The 15536-nt window shown below is 68.2% G+C and carries 14 protein-coding genes; all 14 read left to right on the top strand.

What is annotated here, in order from left to right; genetic code table 11:
* Window positions 1–28: 28 nt before the first annotated feature.
* The 14 genes from gltA to Q0599_RS21960 all read left to right on the top strand — a co-directional run bounded on the left by gltA (window position 29) and on the right by Q0599_RS21960 (window position 15526).
* Window positions 29–1342, top strand: a complete 1314-nt coding sequence (gene gltA / locus Q0599_RS21895; protein WP_298834468.1) for a citrate synthase — start codon at window positions 29–31, stop codon at window positions 1340–1342.
* A 98-nt stretch (window positions 1343–1440) separates the two neighbouring features.
* A complete protein-coding gene (gene leuC, locus Q0599_RS21900) occupies window positions 1441–2862 on the top strand; it encodes a 3-isopropylmalate dehydratase large subunit (RefSeq protein ID WP_298834471.1) in 1422 nt (473 codons plus the stop codon).
* A 29-nt stretch (window positions 2863–2891) separates the two neighbouring features.
* The gene (locus tag Q0599_RS21905; protein WP_298834474.1) at window positions 2892–3020 is read left to right on the top strand and encodes an entericidin A/B family lipoprotein; all 129 of its coding nucleotides are present in this window, start codon (window positions 2892–2894) and stop codon (window positions 3018–3020) included.
* 6 nt (window positions 3021–3026) lie between these two features.
* Window positions 3027–3671, top strand: coding sequence for a 3-isopropylmalate dehydratase small subunit (gene leuD, locus Q0599_RS21910; protein ID WP_298834475.1), 645 nt, complete (start codon window positions 3027–3029; stop codon window positions 3669–3671).
* Between the two features lie 13 nt (window positions 3672–3684).
* The gene (leuB, locus tag Q0599_RS21915) at window positions 3685–4788 is read left to right on the top strand and encodes a 3-isopropylmalate dehydrogenase (protein ID WP_298834479.1); all 1104 of its coding nucleotides are present in this window, start codon (window positions 3685–3687) and stop codon (window positions 4786–4788) included.
* Between the two features lie 92 nt (window positions 4789–4880).
* Window positions 4881–6008, top strand: a complete 1128-nt coding sequence (gene asd / locus Q0599_RS21920; RefSeq protein WP_298834482.1) for an aspartate-semialdehyde dehydrogenase — start codon at window positions 4881–4883, stop codon at window positions 6006–6008.
* Between the two features lie 233 nt (window positions 6009–6241).
* Window positions 6242–8905 (top strand): FimV/HubP family polar landmark protein, encoded by a 2664-nt coding sequence (locus Q0599_RS21925; RefSeq protein WP_298834485.1) that lies wholly within the window; start codon window positions 6242–6244, stop codon window positions 8903–8905.
* 43 nt (window positions 8906–8948) lie between these two features.
* A complete protein-coding gene (truA, locus tag Q0599_RS21930; RefSeq protein ID WP_298834488.1) occupies window positions 8949–9731 on the top strand; it encodes a tRNA pseudouridine(38-40) synthase TruA in 783 nt (260 codons plus the stop codon).
* A gap of 4 nt (window positions 9732–9735) precedes the next feature.
* Complete coding sequence (locus Q0599_RS21935; protein ID WP_298834491.1) at window positions 9736–10383, top strand: phosphoribosylanthranilate isomerase; 648 nt, start codon at window positions 9736–9738, stop codon at window positions 10381–10383.
* Window positions 10384–10399: 16 nt separating this feature from the next.
* A complete protein-coding gene (gene trpB, locus Q0599_RS21940) occupies window positions 10400–11647 on the top strand; it encodes a tryptophan synthase subunit beta (RefSeq protein WP_298834494.1) in 1248 nt (415 codons plus the stop codon).
* Window positions 11644–12441, top strand: coding sequence for a tryptophan synthase subunit alpha (trpA, locus tag Q0599_RS21945; RefSeq protein WP_298834496.1), 798 nt, complete (start codon window positions 11644–11646; stop codon window positions 12439–12441). The genes trpB and trpA overlap by 4 nt, the downstream gene beginning before the upstream one ends.
* 13 nt (window positions 12442–12454) lie before the next feature.
* The gene (accD, locus tag Q0599_RS21950) at window positions 12455–13327 is read left to right on the top strand and encodes an acetyl-CoA carboxylase, carboxyltransferase subunit beta (protein WP_298834498.1); all 873 of its coding nucleotides are present in this window, start codon (window positions 12455–12457) and stop codon (window positions 13325–13327) included.
* Window positions 13328–13374: 47 nt separating this feature from the next.
* Window positions 13375–14679 carry a bifunctional tetrahydrofolate synthase/dihydrofolate synthase gene (gene folC, locus Q0599_RS21955; protein ID WP_298834536.1) on the top strand — a complete coding sequence of 435 codons (1305 nt, stop codon included), beginning with the start codon at window positions 13375–13377 and terminating at the stop codon, window positions 14677–14679.
* An 82-nt stretch (window positions 14680–14761) separates the two neighbouring features.
* Window positions 14762–15526, top strand: coding sequence for an SPOR domain-containing protein (locus Q0599_RS21960; RefSeq protein WP_298834500.1), 765 nt, complete (start codon window positions 14762–14764; stop codon window positions 15524–15526).
* Window positions 15527–15536: the final 10 nt, after the last annotated feature.

The raw sequence follows: 15536 nt of genomic DNA on the forward strand, positions 1-15536 counted from the left end.
CCCCGACCCGCCATTCAAGGAAAGAACCATGACTCCGTCTGACGTCAAAGCCACCCTGTCATTCTCGGATGGCAGCCCGAGCATGGAACTGCCGCTCTACAAGGGCTCCATCGGCCCGGACGTGATCGACATCCGCAAGCTCTACGCCCAGACCGGCAAGTTCACCTACGATCCGGGCTTCCTGTCGACCGCCTCCTGCCAGTCGACCATCACCTACATCGACGGCGACAAGGGCGAGCTGCTGTACCGCGGCTACCCGATCGAGCAACTGGCGACCAACTGCGACTTCCTCGAGACCTGCTATCTGCTGCTCAAGGGCGAGCTGCCCAACGCGACGCAGAAGGCCGACTTCACCAAGCTCGTCAGCAACCACACGATGGTCAACGAGCAGATGCAGTTCTTCCTGCGCGGCTTCCGGCGCGACGCGCACCCGATGGCAGTGATGACCGGCCTGGTGGGCGCGTTGTCGGCCTTCTATCACGACAGCACCGACATCAACAACGCGCAGCACCGCGAGGTCGCGGCGATCCGGCTGATCGCCAAGATGCCCACGCTGGTGTCGATGGCCTACAAGTACGGCATCGGCCAGCCGTACATCTACCCGAAGAACTCGCTGTCCTACTCGGCGAACTTCATGCGCATGATGTTTGCCACGCCCTGCGAGGAGTACGAGCCGAACGACGTGCTGGTGCGGGCGATCGATCGCATCTTCATCCTTCATGCCGACCACGAGCAGAACGCGTCGACCTCGACGGTGCGCCTGTGCGGTTCGTCGGGCACCAACCCGTTCGCCGCCATCGCGGCCGGCGTGGCCTGCCTGTGGGGCCCGGCGCACGGCGGAGCCAACGAGGCGGCGTTGAACATGCTGGAGGACGTGCAGAAGATGGGCGGTGTCGAGAAGATCGGCGAGTTCATCAAGCAGGTGAAGGACAAGAACTCCAACGTCAAGCTGATGGGTTTCGGCCACCGGGTCTACAAGAACTACGACCCGCGCGCCAAGCTGATGCGCGAGACCTGCCACGAGGTGCTGGATGCGCTGGGCATGAACAACGACCCCATCCTCAAGCTCGCCATGGAGCTGGAGAAGATTGCGCTCGAAGACGAATACTTCGTCGCGCGCAAGCTGTACCCGAACGTCGACTTCTACTCCGGGATCGTGCAGCGGGCCATCGGCATCCCAGTCTCGCTCTTCACCGCGATCTTCGCGCTGGCGCGTACCGTCGGCTGGATCGCGCAGCTCAACGAGATGATCGGCGACCCCGAGTACAAGATCGGCCGTCCGCGCCAGCTCTACCATGGCTCGGAACGCCGCGACGTCAAGCCGATGTCGCAGCGCGGCTGAAGAAACCGGCTCCCTCTGGAAGGCCCCGCACGGAAGTGCCGGGGCCTTTCTCATGCGCCTAAAATCAGCGGTTTCCCGCAGAACCGCCGCGAGCTGTCATGCCACGCACCCTGTACGACAAGATCTGGGACGAGCACGTCGTCCACACCGAGGAGGACGGCACCTCGGTGCTCTACATCGATCGCCACCTGGTGCACGAGGTGACCAGCCCGCAGGCCTTCGAGGGCCTGCGCCTGGCTGGCCGCAAACCCTGGCGCGTCAGCTCGATCGTCGCCACCGCCGACCACAACACGCCGACCACCGGCTGGGAGCTGGGCTACGACGGCATCACCGATCCGACGTCCAAGCAGCAGGTCGTCACCCTGGATGCCAACATCAAGGCCTTCGGCGCCGCGGCGTTCTTCCCGTTCCTCGACAAACGCCAGGGCATCGTGCACGTGATCGGGCCGGAGCAGGGCGCCACGCTGCCGGGCATGACGGTGGTCTGCGGCGACTCGCACACCTCCACGCACGGCGCCTTCGGCGCACTGGCGCACGGCATCGGCACCAGCGAGGTCGAGCATGTGCTGGCCACGCAGACGCTGCTGGCCAAGAAGGCGAAGAACATGCTGGTGAGGGTCGAGGGCCTGCTTGCGCGCGGCTGCTCGGCCAAGGACATCGTGCTGGCCATCATCGGCCGCATCGGCACCGCCGGCGGCACCGGCTACACCATCGAGTTCGGCGGCTCGGCGATCCGTGCCTTGTCGATGGAAGGCCGCATGACGGTGTGCAACATGGCCATCGAGGCCGGTGCACGCGCCGGCCTGGTCGCGGTGGACGAGACCACCATCGGCTACGTCAAGGGCCGCCCCTTCGCGCCCGGCGGCGTCGAGTGGGACCAGGCCGTGGCGTACTGGCGCACGCTGCGCTCCGACGATGATGCGACCTGGGATGCGGTGGTCGAACTCGACGCCGCACAGATCCGACCGCAGGTGACCTGGGGCACCTCGCCGGAGATGGTGCTCTCGATCGAAGACCGCGTGCCCGATCCCGAGCGCGAGAAGGACGCCGGCAAGCGCGGTGCGATGGAGCGCGCGCTGCATTACATGGCGCTGGAGCCCAACAAGCCGATCGCCGACATCCGCGTCGACAAGGTGTTCATCGGCTCGTGCACCAACTCCCGGATCGAGGATCTGCGCGAAGCCGCCACCGTCGTGCGCAAGCTGGGCCGGCGTGTTGCCGCCAACGTCAAGCTGGCGATGGTGGTGCCGGGTTCGGGCCTGGTGAAGGCGCAGGCCGAGCGCGAGGGACTGCACGAGGTCTTCAAGGCCGCCGGCTTCCAGTGGCGCGAGCCGGGCTGCTCGATGTGCCTGGCGATGAACGCCGACCGCCTCGAGCCGGGCGAGCGCTGCGCCTCCACCTCCAACCGCAACTTCGAGGGCCGCCAGGGCGCCGGCGGCCGCACGCACCTGGTCAGCCCGGCGATGGCTGCGGCGGCCGCGATCGAAGGCCATTTCGTCGACGTCCGGCGCATCGCCTGACCTGCCCCATCCTCCAAAGGAGACCGTCCATGAAGCGCATCCTGTTCGCCCTGCTCGCCGCGGCCTATCTGCTGGCCGGCTGCAACACCATCGAAGGCATGGGCAAGGACATCAGGACCGGCGGCGAGAAGATCGAAGAAGCTGCCAAGAAGAAGTAATCCGTCATGCAAGCCTTCACCGTCCACAAGGGCCTGGTCGCGCCGCTCGACCGCGAGAACGTCGACACCGACGCGATCATTCCGAAGCAGTTTCTCAAGTCGATCAAGCGCACCGGCTTCGGACCGAACCTGTTCGACGAGTGGCGCTACCTCGATCGCGGCGAGCCGGGCCAGGATCCGGCGCAGCGCAGGCCCAACCCGGACTTCGTGCTGAACCAGCCGCGCTACCAGGGTGCTTCCATCCTGCTCGCACGCAAGAACTTCGGCTGCGGCTCGTCGCGCGAGCACGCTCCCTGGGCGCTCGACCAGTACGGCTTCCGCGCCGTCATTGCGCCGAGCTTCGCCGACATCTTCTTCAGCAACTGCTACAAGAACGGCCTGCTGCCAATCGTGCTGAGCGAGATGCAGGTCAGCCAGCTGTTCGACGAGGTGGCGGCCTTCACCGGCTACCAGCTCACCGTCGACCTGGCGCGCCAAGTGGTGGTCAAGCCCGATGGTGCCGAGCTGTCGTTCGAGATCACGCCGTTCCGCAAGTACTGCCTGCTCGGCGGCTTCGACGACATCGGCCTGACGCTGCGCCATGCCGACAAGATCCGCGCCTTCGAGGCCGAGCGGCTGATGAAGAAGCCCTGGCTCGCCCACACCCTCTGACAAGGACATCCGCTTGAAGATCGCCATCCTGCCGGGCGACGGCATCGGCACCGAGATCGTCGCGCAGGCCCAGCGTGCGATGCAGTGCCTCGACCTGAAGTTCGAGACCGAGACCGCGCCGGTGGGCGGCGCCGCCTACGAGTCGCACGGCCACCCGCTGCCCGACTCGACGCTGAAGCTCGCCAAGGAAGCCGACGCGGTGCTGTTCGGCGCCGTGGGCGACTGGAAGTACGACAAGCTCGAGCGCGCGCTGCGCCCCGAGCAGGCCATCCTGGGCCTGCGCAGGAACCTGGGCCTGTTCGCCAACTTCCGCCCCGCGATCTGCTACGAGCAGCTCACCCACGCCTCGAGTCTGAAGCCCGAGCTGGTGGCGGGGCTGGACATCCTCATCATCCGCGAGCTGACCGGCGACATCTACTTCGGCCAGCCGCGCGGCCGCCGTGAGTCTCCCGACGGCGCCTTCAAGGGCGCGCCCGAGGCCTTCGACACCATGCGCTACTCGCGCCCGGAGATCGAGCGCATCGCGCATGTGGCCTTCCAGGCGGCGCGCAAGCGCCACAAGAAGGTCACCAGCGTCGACAAGGCCAACGTGCTGGAGACCTTCCAGTTCTGGAAGGACGTGGTCACCGAGGTGCACGCGCAGTACCCGGACGTGGAACTGGAGCACATGTACGTCGACAACGCGGCGATGCAACTCGTCAAGGCGCCGAAGAAGTTCGACGTGCTGGTCACCGGCAACATGTTCGGCGACATCCTGTCGGACGAGGCGGCGATGCTCACCGGCTCGATCGGCATGCTGCCGTCGGCCTCGCTGAACGAGCAGAGCCGAGGCCTGTACGAGCCCAGCCATGGCAGCGCACCGGACATCGCCGGTAAGGATCTCGCAAACCCGCTGGCTACAATCCTGTCCGTGGCCATGATGCTCCGCTTCTCCCTGAACCAGCCCGAGGCGGCCGACCGGATCGAGTCGGCCGTCCAGCACGTGCTCGCGTCGGGGCTGCGCACCGCGGACATCTGGTCGGAAGGCACCACCAAGGTGGGCACGCGCGCCATGGGCGACGCCGTGGTCGCCGTGCTTTCCGGCAAGACCATCACCAAAACCATTACCAAGGGCTAGTTCAGCTCCGGTTCGTTTCGCCCATCCCCCGGCGACGCGACCCGGGGGACACGAAGGTTTCCACAGCAACTTCACTGGAAAGGGCGACGACGATGAGACTCACGGGATTGGTCGGCTGGCGCGGCATGGTCGGCTCCGTGCTGATGGACCGCATGCAGGCCGAAGGCGACTTCGCCCACATCGAGCCGGTGTTCTTCAGCACCAGCAACGCCGGTGGCACCGCTCCGGCGATGGCGAAGAACGAGAAGACGCTCAAGGACGCCTACGACATCGACGCGCTCAAGCGCTGCGAGATCATCATCACCGCACAGGGTGGCGACTACACCAGCGAGGTGTTCCCCAAGCTGCGCGCGGCGGGCTGGAAGGGCCACTGGATCGACGCCGCCTCGACGCTGCGCATGAAGGACGACGCGGTCATCGTTCTCGATCCCGTCAACATGCCGGTGATCAAGAGCGCGCTGGCCAAGGGCGGCCGCAACTGGATCGGCGGCAACTGCACCGTCAGCTGCATGCTGATGGGTGTGGGTGCGCTGTACAAGGCCGGCTTGGTCGAGTGGATGAGCACGATGACCTATCAGGCGGCCTCGGGCGGCGGCGCGCAGCACATGCGCGAACTGCTCACCCAATTCGGCACGCTGAACGCCGAGGTGAGGTCGCTGCTCGACGACCCGAAGAGCGCCATCCTCGAGATCGACCGCAAGATCGTCGGGAAGCAGCGTGCGCTGACCGAGGCCGAGACCGCCAACTTCGGCGTGCCGCTGGGGGGCTCGCTGATCCCGTGGATCGACAAGGACCTGGGCAACGGCGTGAGCCGAGAGGAGTGGAAAGGCGGCGCCGAGACCAACAAGATCCTCGGCCAGGGCGAGGGCTTCGGCAGCCCGGGCGTGCCGGTGGACGGCTTCTGCGTGCGCATCGGCGCGATGCGCTGCCACAGCCAGGCGCTGATGTTCAAGCTGAAGAAGGACGTGCCGGTGGCGGATGTGCAGGCCATGATTGCCGCCGACAACGCGTGGGTGAAGGTGGTCCCCAACACGCGCGAGGCGACGATCAAGGACCTGACGCCGGTGGCCGTGACGGGCACGCTGACGATTCCCGTCGGACGGATTCGCCAGCTCGCCATGGGACCCCAGTACCTTGGTGCCTTCACGATCGGCGATCAACTGCTGTGGGGCGCCGCCGAACCGCTGCGCCGCATGCTGCGCATCCTGGTCGAGGCGTGAAGTCGGCGCGATGGCAGTGGCTTCACGTTGGCGCGCTGCAACATTTATCACGCCGGCACGCTGCATGAGCAGCAAGGTACGAATATCAGCCATTGCATGAGCTTGTCATCGTATCCTCTTGATGTTATTGTGATTTCCAGCTATTCGCGCGAGGTGCGGATGTCCTTCGCCGGTAACCTAGTCGACAGCAGAGGGCAGTCATCGCGCCCGGCACGGTCCTATTGGGAGACGCCTTGAAACGAAACTCGACCTTTTCAGGGCGTCTTGCCCTGACCGGTGTGGCCGCAGCCGCCCTCTGGCTTGCCGCATCGAATGCGCACGCGCTGGGTCTGGGCAGGCTTTCCGTGCAGTCGGCACTCGGTGAGGCGCTGCGGGCCGAGATCGATGTCACCAGCCTGACGGCCGAAGAGGCCGGCACCCTGCGCGTGCGCGTGGCGCCGCCCGAGGCCTACCGCGCCGCCGGCGTCGACTACAACACCGTCTTGCCCGCCACTCAGGTCGATTTGCAGCGCCGCACCGATGGCCGGCCCTACTTGCGCGTGACCAGCGACCGCGCGGTCCAGGAGCCGTTCGTCGATGTGATCCTCGAGATCTCGTGGGCCAGTGGCCGGCTCGTGCGTGAATACACGATGCTCTTCGATCCGCCGGCGATGGCGCGTGCCCCTGCGCAGCCCGCGCCTGCGGCGGCACCGTCGATCGCAGCCGCGCCGCCGGCTCCTGCCCCGGCGCAGGCGGCGGCTCCTTCGCCGGCTCCCAGAGCCGCGCGGCCGGTGCCCGAGAGCAAGCCTGCGGTCGCGGCTGTGCCCGCGCCGTCGAGCGCCGCCGCCACGGCGCCGACCGGCGCCGACGAGTACAAGGTCCGCCAGGGCGACACGCTGTTCCGCATTGCTGGCAAGCATCCGCGCCAGGGCGTATCGCTCGACCAGATGCTGGTGTCGCTGTACAAGGCCAACCCCGAGGCCTTCATCGCGAACAACATGAACCGGCTGAAGTCCGGGGTCGTGCTGTCGGTTCCCAGCGCAGAAGACGCCAGGGCCGTGTCCACTGCCGAGGCGCGTCAGCTCATCCAGGCTCAGAGCGCCGACTTCGGCGCCTACCGGCAGCGTCTTGCGGGGGCGGTGCCCGCGGCGCGTGACGCAGGCAGCACGCGTCAGGCCGCCGGCACGGTGCAGACCGAGGTGCAGGACCGCAAGCAGGCGGCCGCACCGGCCCCCGACAAGTTGACGCTCAGCAAGGGTGATACGGCGGGCAAGGCCAGTGCCGAAGAGCAGATCGCAAAGACGGCCGAGAAGAAGGACACCGACACGCGCGTGGCCGAGCTGTCCAAGAACGTTGCCGAGTTGAAGAAGCTCGGTGACGAGGCTGCCAAGACCAAGGCCGCGGCATCCGCCGGGGCCGCCGCCGTCGCCCCGGCGGCACCGTCCGCGCCGGCGGCAGTGACCTTGCCGGTCAAGGCGCCCCTGCCGGCGGCCCCCCCGGCACCGGTGGCTGCCGCGCCGGCGTCGGCGCCTGTCGCCGCGGCGATGCCGGCATCCGCGCCCGCCGTGGCGGCGGCGCCCGCCGCGCAGCCCGAGCCCGTATCCACGCAAGCCTCCGCGGCGGCGCCCGACATGATGGCGGCCGCGTCCGTCCCGGAGTCCTCGCCCGTCGCTGCGGCCGCCCCGGCCGCGTCGGTGGCCAAGCCGGTGGCTCCTCGCCCCGCGCCGGCAGTGACGGCGCAGCAGGACGAGCCCAGCTTCCTCGGTTCGTTGCTCGACGACAATCCGCTGGCACTGGCGCTGGGGGGCGGCCTGATCGCGCTGCTCGCCGGCTTCGGCGTCTACCGCTTCACGCGACGCGCCAAGAGGGATAGCGGCGAGACCTCTTTCCTCGAGAGCCGTTTGCAGCCGGATTCGTTCTTCGGCGCCAGCGGCGGCCAGCGCATCGATACGCGCGACGCCGGCGGCAACTCCTCGTCGATGAGCTACTCGCTGAGCCAGCTCGACGCCATCGGCGACGTGGACCCCGTCGCCGAGGCGGATGTCTACCTGGCCTATGGCCGCGACCTGCAGGCCGAGGAAATCCTCAAGGAAGCGATGCGCGGCAACCCCGAGCGCATGGCTATCCGCACCAAGCTGCTCGAGGTGTACGCCAAGCGCCGCGATACCAAGGGCTTCGAGTTGCTTGCCACGCAGCTGTACTCGCTGACGCAGGGGCAAGGCGAGGACTGGGCGAAGGCCCAGGAGCTGGGCCTGCAGATCGACGCCGAGAACCCGCTCTACCAGCCCGGCGGCGCGCCCGCGGGCGGCGCCACGGTTGGCGGCCAGATGGTCGAAGCGCTCGGCGCGAGCACCATGCCGCAGTCGGTGCTGCCCTCGCCATCGCAATTCAATGCGGGAATGATGGATTCGCAGGCTGCGCCGGAGACTGGCGTCGACCTCGACCTCGATCTGGGCAGCGAGCCCGCGGACGCAACGGAAGCGGCGCCGCCTCTGGGCACGCAGCCGTTCGCGACCGCCCCCGCCGAGCCGACTTCGTTCGACTTCGAGCCGGCCGGTGCGGACCTCACGTTGCCCGACCTGGCGCCGGAACCGGCGCGCGGCGCACCCGCGAGTGCGCCGGCGGTCGAATTCGACCTGGCCGGCATCTCTCTCGACCTCGACCTGCCCGCAGGCGGCAGCACAGCTGCAGCACCCGCACCGGTGGCTGCGGCGCCTTCGGGCTTCGGCGAGTCCGGTCTGTCGGGCTTCGACGAGGACGACGCCGGCGACCCGTTGTCGCGCAAGCTCGAACTGGCCGAGGAGTTCCGCCAAATCGGCGACACGGAAGGCGCTCGCGACCTGCTGCAGGAAGTGGTGTCCAAGGCCTCGGGCTCGTTGAAGTCCAAGGCCCAGGGCATGCTCGAGCAGCTCGGCTGATGAGAGGGCGCCGCGGCGCCCGCGACGAGCCCTGAGCACGGCCGTGAGGGTTGCCCTCGGCGTCAGCTACCGCGGCACGGGCTACCAGGGCTGGCAGAGTCAGCCCGGCGGCAACACCGTGCAGGATCGGCTCGAGCATGCGCTGTCCAGCTTCCTCGACCGATCGGTGCGCGTCATGTGCGCCGGCCGTACCGACGCGGGGGTGCATGCGCTCAACCAGGTCGTGCACCTCGATTGCGCCGTCGAGCGCGACCCCTTCTCCTGGGTGCGCGGCACCAACCGCTTCTTGCCGCCGGACATCGCGGTGCAGTGGTGCCGCCCGGTCGATGCTCGGTTTCACTCGCGCAACAGTGCGCTCGGCCGTCGCTACGTGTACGTGCTGCGCCAGTCGCCCGTGCGGCCCTCCCTGGAGGCCGGCCTCGTCGGCTGGAGCTTCCGCCCGCTCGACGGTGAGGCCATGCGTGTTGCGGCGCAGCGGCTGATCGGCGAGCATGACTTCTCTGCCTTCCGGTCGGCGGAGTGCCAGGCCGCATCGCCGGTGAAGACGCTGCGGCGCATCCACATCGAGTCGCGCGGCGCCTACTGGCGCTTCGAATTCGATGCCAGCGCCTTCCTGCACCACATGGTGCGCAACCTGATGGGTTGCCTGGTGGCGATCGGCGCGGGCACGCGCGATGCGGACTGGCTCGCCCAGGTGCTGGAGTCGCGGGACCGAAGCCTCGCCGCACCGACCTTTGTCGCTGACGGCCTGTACTTCGCCGGGCCGTACTACGATCCGTCCCTCGCACTGCCGCAATCGACGGCGGCGATGGACTGGCTTCCCTGAGGCGATGAACCAACGCACGCGCATCAAGATCTGTGGCCTCACCCGCGAGGCCGACGTGGACGCCGCCGTCGAAGCCGGTGCCGACGCGATCGGTTTCGTGCTCTACGCGAAAAGCGCACGCCACGTGAGCGCCACACGGGCGGCCGAACTGGCGCGGCGACTGCCGCCGTTCGTCATGCCGGTGGCGCTGCTGGTGAACGCCAGCGACGAGGAACTCGGTGCCGCCGCCGCCGCCATGCCCCAGGCCCTGCTGCAATTCCATGGCGACGAGACGCCGGCCGACTGCGAGCGCGCGGGACGGCCCTACCTGCGTGCCGCCCGCATGGGCGCCGGGCTCGATTTGGTAGACTTCGCGCTGCAGTTCTCGAACGCCCAGGCCGTCCTGCTCGACGCCCATGTCGAAGGATTTGGCGGTGGCGGAAAGGTCTTCGATTGGTCGCTCATTCCCGCAAACGTGCCCCGTCCAGTCGTTTTGTCTGGTGGGTTGCATGCCGGAAATGTGACCGAAGGCATTCTTCAGGTGCGGCCCTGGGCCGTTGACGTGAGTTCCGGCGTGGAAACCGCAAAGGGCATCAAGGATGCCGCGCTGATCCGCCGGTTCTGCGAGGTGGTGCGCGACGCCGATGCGCGCATCGCCGATTCCGAGACCTGAACTTCTTTCCACCACCATGTTGAACTACCAACAACCCGATGCCCGGGGGCATTTCGGCGTCTACGGCGGCACCTTCGTCGCCGAGACGCTGATCCACGCACTCGACGAACTGAAGCTGGCCTATGACCAGGCACGCGCCGATCCGGCGTTCATGGCCGAGTTCCGCTACGAACTGGCTCACTTCGTCGGCCGGCCGAGCCCGGTCTACCACGCCGCCCGCCTCAGCCGCGAGCTTGGCGGCGCACAGATCTATCTCAAGCGCGAAGACCTCAACCACACCGGCGCACACAAGGTCAACAACACCATCGGCCAGGCCATGCTGGCACGCCGCATGGGCAAGCCGCGCGTCATTGCCGAGACCGGAGCCGGCCAGCACGGCGTGGCCACGGCGACGATCTGCGCGCGCTACGGCCTGGAGTGCGTGGTCTACATGGGCAGCGAGGACGTCAAGCGCCAGTCGCCCAACGTCTACCGCATGCACCTTCTCGGCGCCAAGGTCGTGCCAGTGGAGAGCGGCTCGAAGACGCTGAAGGACGCGCTCAACGAAGCGCTGCGCGACTGGGTGACGAACGTCGAGCGCACCTTCTACATCATCGGCACGGTGGCCGGTCCGCACCCCTATCCGACGATGGTGCGCGACTTCCAGCGCGTCATCGGCGACGAGTGCCTGGTGCAGATGCCCGAAATGATCGGTCGCCAGCCGGATGCGGTGATCGCCTGCGTGGGCGGCGGCAGCAACGCGATGGGCATCTTCTACCCTTACATCCCGCACGAGGGCACGCGGCTGATCGGCGTGGAGGCGGCGGGCCAGGGTCTGGACAGCGGCAAGCACGCCGCCTCGCTGTCGGCGGGCACGCCGGGGGTCCTGCACGGCAACCGCACCTACCTGCTGCAGGACGCCAACGGCCAGATCACCGAAACGCACTCGATCTCCGCCGGCCTGGACTACCCCGGTGTCGGCCCCGAGCATGCCTACCTGAAGGACATCGGCCGCGCCGAGTACGTCGGCATCACCGACGACGAGGCGCTCGAGGCGTTCCATCGCCTGTGCCGCACCGAAGGCATCATCCCGGCGCTGGAGTCCAGCCATGCCGTGGCCTACGCGATGAAGCTGGCGCCGACGATGCGGCCCGATCAGCATCTGCTCGTCAACCTCTCCGGCCGTGGCGACAAGGACATCGGTACCGTGGCCGACCTGTCGGGGGCCGAGTTCTACTGCCGACCGTCGTGCCGCGGGCAGACGGTGAAGGGGGGGGCGCTGTGAGCCGCATCGCCGACGCCTTCGCGTCGCTGAGTTCGCGCGGCCGCAAGGCGCTGATCCCTTACGTCACTGCCGGCGATCCCCACGTCGACGCCACCGTCGACATCATGGTCGCGATGGCCCGCGCAGGCGCCGACGTGATCGAGCTCGGTGTGCCGTTCTCCGACCCGATGGCCGATGGCCCGGTGATCCAGAAGGCGTCCGAGCGTGCGCTGGCCAAGGGCATCGGCATGTCCCAGGTGCTGCAGATCGTGCGGGATTTCCGCGGGCGCGACGCGAATACGCCGGTGGTTCTGATGGGCTATGCGAATCCGGTGGAGCGCTATGGCGTCGACCGCTTCGTCGCCGACGCCAAGGCCGCGGGGGTGGATGGCGTGCTCGTCGTCGACTACCCGCCGGAGGAGTGCGAAGCCTTCGCGGCCAAGCTGCGCGGCGCCGACCTGGACATGATCTTCCTGCTCGCGCCCACCTCGACCGAGCGGCGCATTCGCGAAGTCGGCCGCATTGCCAGCGGCTACGTCTACTATGTCTCGCTGAAGGGCGTGACCGGCGCCGGCCACCTCGACACCGCGGCGGTCGCGGAGATGGTGCCGCGTATCAAGCAGCATGTGAAGCTGCCGGTCGGCGTGGGCTTCGGCATTCGCGACGCTCAGACTGCACGCGCCGTGGCAGCGGTCGCCGATGCGGTGGTCATCGGCTCGGCGCTCGTGCAACTGCTCGAGACGCGCGACCGCGGCAGCGTCGCCGCGGCCGCGGCCGACTTCATCGGCGGCATCCGTGCCGCCATCGATTCTTGAAAGGAACGGCACGATGAGCTGGCTGGAAAAACTGCTGCCCCCGAAGATCCAGCAGACCGACCCGAGCGAGCGCCGCACGGTGCCCGAAGGTCTGTGGATCAAGTGTCCGTCCTGCGAAACGGTGCTGTACAAGTCCGATCTTGAGCAGAACGTCAACGTCTGCCCGAAATGCGGGCATCACCATCGCATCGGCGCGCGTGCGCGGCTCGACGCCTTCCTGGATCCGGAAGGGCGCTACGAAATCGGCCAGGAGGTGTTGCCGGTCGACGCGCTCAAGTTCAAGGACAGCAAGAAGTACCCCGAGCGCCTGAAGGACGCGCTCGAGGCCACGGGCGAGACGGACGCGCTGGTGGTGATGGGTGGGGCGGTGATGAGTCTGCCCGTCGTGGCCGCCTGCTTCGAGTTCGACTTCATGGGCGGTTCCATGGGTTCGGTCGTCGGCGAGCGCTTCGTGCGCGGTGTCGAGACCGCCGTCGAGCAGAAGACGCCGTTCGTCAGCTTCACCGCCACCGGCGGCGCGCGCATGCAGGAAGGTCTGCTGAGTCTGATGCAGATGGCCAAGACCAACGCGGCGCTGACGCGACTGGCCAAGGCGAGGCTGCCCTACATCAGCGTGCTGACCGACCCGACGATGGGCGGGGTGTCGGCGAGCTTCGCCTTCATGGGCGACGTGGTGATCGCCGAGCCCAAGGCCCTGATCGGCTTTGCCGGCCCGCGGGTGATCGAGAACACCGTGCGCGAGAAGCTGCCCGAAGGCTTCCAGCGTGCCGAATTCCTGCTCGGCACGGGGGCCATCGACATGATCGTCGACCGGCGTGAACTGCGCGGCACCATGGCCCAGGCGATCGCCATGCTGCAGGGGCTGAGCGCCGACGCGATCGCCTGACACGCCCCCATGTTCGAACCCGTGCGCGCGTCGCGGCGCACGCGGGGATCCGCATGACCCCGCGCACCCTCGACCAATGGCTGGCGCATTGCGGCGCCATGCACCCCACCGAGATCGACCTGTCGCTGGAGCGCGTGGTGGAGGTGCGCGCGCGACTCGGGCTGGAATTCAAGGTGCCGGTGATCAGCGTCGCCGGCACCAACGGCAAGGGCTCGACCTGCGCAATGCTCGAGTCCATCGCGCTGCAGGCGGGCTACCGGGTCGGTCACTATGCGAAGCCGCACCTCGTGCACTTCGAGGAGCGCTGCCGCATCGACGGTCGCATGGTCGATGCCGCCGACCTGCTGCCCCACTTCGAGGCCGTCGAGGCCGCGCGGCGGGAGATCACGCTCAGCATCTTCGAGTTCACCACGCTGGCGATCGCGCGCCTGCTGGCGCATGCGCCGCTGGACCTGGTCATCCTCGAGGTGGGCCTGGGCGGGCGTTTCGACGCCGTCAACGCCTTCGACGCCGACTGCGCCGTCATCACCAGCATCGCCCTCGACCACATGGAGTTTCTCGGCACTGATCGCGAGTCGATCGGCCGCGAGAAGGCGGGCATCATGCGCCGAGGCAGGCCGGCCGTCGTCAGCGACCCGGAGGCGCCGCGCAGCGTGATCGACGAGGCAGAGCGGATCGGAGCCGACCTGTGGCTGCTCGGCCGCGACTTCAAGTTCGACGGTGATCGGCAGCAGTGGAACTGGGCCGGTCGCGAGCGGCGCTACAACGGCTTGGCCTACCCCGCGCTGCGCGGTGTCAACCAACTGCTCAATGCCGCAGGCGTGCTGGCGGCGTTCGAGGCCATGCGCATGGTGCTTCCGATCACCGCGCAGGCCGTGCGCAGTGGCTTCGCACTGGTGGAGTTGCCCGGGCGGTTCCAGATCGTCGCCGGCCAGCCCACGCTGGTGCTCGACGTGGCGCACAACCCGCATTCCGTCGCGGCTCTGGCTCAGAACCTCGACCAGATGGGCTTCTATCCGTGCACGCGCGCGGTCTTCGGCGCCATGCGCGACAAGGACCTCGCCGCCATGCTCGCCCGAATGGCGCCGCTGGTGGACGAGTGGCACTTCACCGATCTGCCTTTGCCGCGCGCCGCGACCGCCGAAGAGCTTGCCGCGGTCCATGCATCGCTCGGGAGCAAGGGGCCGGGGCCGGTGGGCGTGCATCGTCACGCCGGGCCGGCGCAGGCCCTGGCAGCTGCGCTCGCCGAGGCAGACCCCACTGATAGAATCGTTGTCTTCGGTTCGTTCTACACCGTCGGCGGCGTGTTGAAGGACGGCGTGCCCGTGCTCCGGGCGCGGCATGTCGGCTGAGCGTCGCTTCCTGCGGCCTCCATTCTCTCGCCGAGAGGTGTGACGCGCCGGCCTAAACGCTTCATTGCACCTGACGCACCGCATGGGACTGCTGTCGTTCTTCCAGCGCCGTACGAGCGGTGCCGACGCGCCGTCCAAACCGGCGGAGTCGGCAGATTCGCTCGCCGCGGCGCGCACTCGCGCGAGGCGCCGCTTGATGGGCGCTGCCGTGTTGCTGATGGCCGGCGTGATCGGCTTCCCGCTGGTGTTCGAGACGCAGCCTCGCTCCGTGCCGGTTGACATTCCGATCGAGATCCCGCGCAAGGAAGGCGCCTCCCCTCTGACCATGCCGCCGGTGCGTACGCCAGCGGCAAAGGCGTCGTCGGCGGTCGAGGCTGCGCCGCGCGAGGAGGCGCCGCCTGCACAAGCGTCCGAACGACCGGGCGAAACAGCGCCGGTGGCCGGCGCACAGGCTCCGAAGGCGGCGGCACCCGTGACGGAGCCACCCAAGAAGGCCGCCGGCGAGACGCGTCCTGCCGCGCCTGCGCCCGAGGCTGCACGCGCCAGGGCCTTGCTCGACGGCAAGGAGGTGGCCAAGCCGTCCGTGGCCGCCGCCAAGACGGAGTCCACGCGCGATGCGGGCCGCTTCGTGGTGCAGGTCGGGGCATTCGCCGATGCTGCGGCTGCTCGCGAGATGCGTGCCCGGGTCGAGAAGCTCGGTCTGAAGAGCTACACGCAGGTGGTCGAGACCTCCTCGGGAAGCCGCACGCGGGTGCGGGCCGGTCCCTACGACTCGCGCGACGAGGCGGAGCGGGCGCTCTCCAAGGCCAAGGCGGCGGGGCTCAACGCCGTCGTCCTGACGCTCTGAGTGCGCGGCC

This window comes from uncultured Piscinibacter sp. (genome assembly GCF_937952055.1).
In the GTDB taxonomy this organism is placed as follows: domain Bacteria; phylum Pseudomonadota; class Gammaproteobacteria; order Burkholderiales; family Burkholderiaceae_C; genus Piscinibacter.

Coding starts and splice junctions, on each gene's coding strand:
- gltA (WP_298834468.1), top strand. CDS start 29: ATGACTCCGTCTGACGTCAAAGCCACCCTGTCATTCTCGGATGGCAGC.
- leuC (WP_298834471.1), top strand. CDS start 1,441: ATGCCACGCACCCTGTACGACAAGATCTGGGACGAGCACGTCGTCCAC.
- Q0599_RS21905 (WP_298834474.1), top strand. CDS start 2,892: ATGAAGCGCATCCTGTTCGCCCTGCTCGCCGCGGCCTATCTGCTGGCC.
- leuD (WP_298834475.1), top strand. CDS start 3,027: ATGCAAGCCTTCACCGTCCACAAGGGCCTGGTCGCGCCGCTCGACCGC.
- asd (WP_298834482.1), top strand. CDS start 4,881: ATGAGACTCACGGGATTGGTCGGCTGGCGCGGCATGGTCGGCTCCGTG.
- Q0599_RS21935 (WP_298834491.1), top strand. CDS start 9,736: ATGAACCAACGCACGCGCATCAAGATCTGTGGCCTCACCCGCGAGGCC.
- trpB (WP_298834494.1), top strand. CDS start 10,400: ATGTTGAACTACCAACAACCCGATGCCCGGGGGCATTTCGGCGTCTAC.
- accD (WP_298834498.1), top strand. CDS start 12,455: ATGAGCTGGCTGGAAAAACTGCTGCCCCCGAAGATCCAGCAGACCGAC.
- Q0599_RS21960 (WP_298834500.1), top strand. CDS start 14,762: ATGGGACTGCTGTCGTTCTTCCAGCGCCGTACGAGCGGTGCCGACGCG.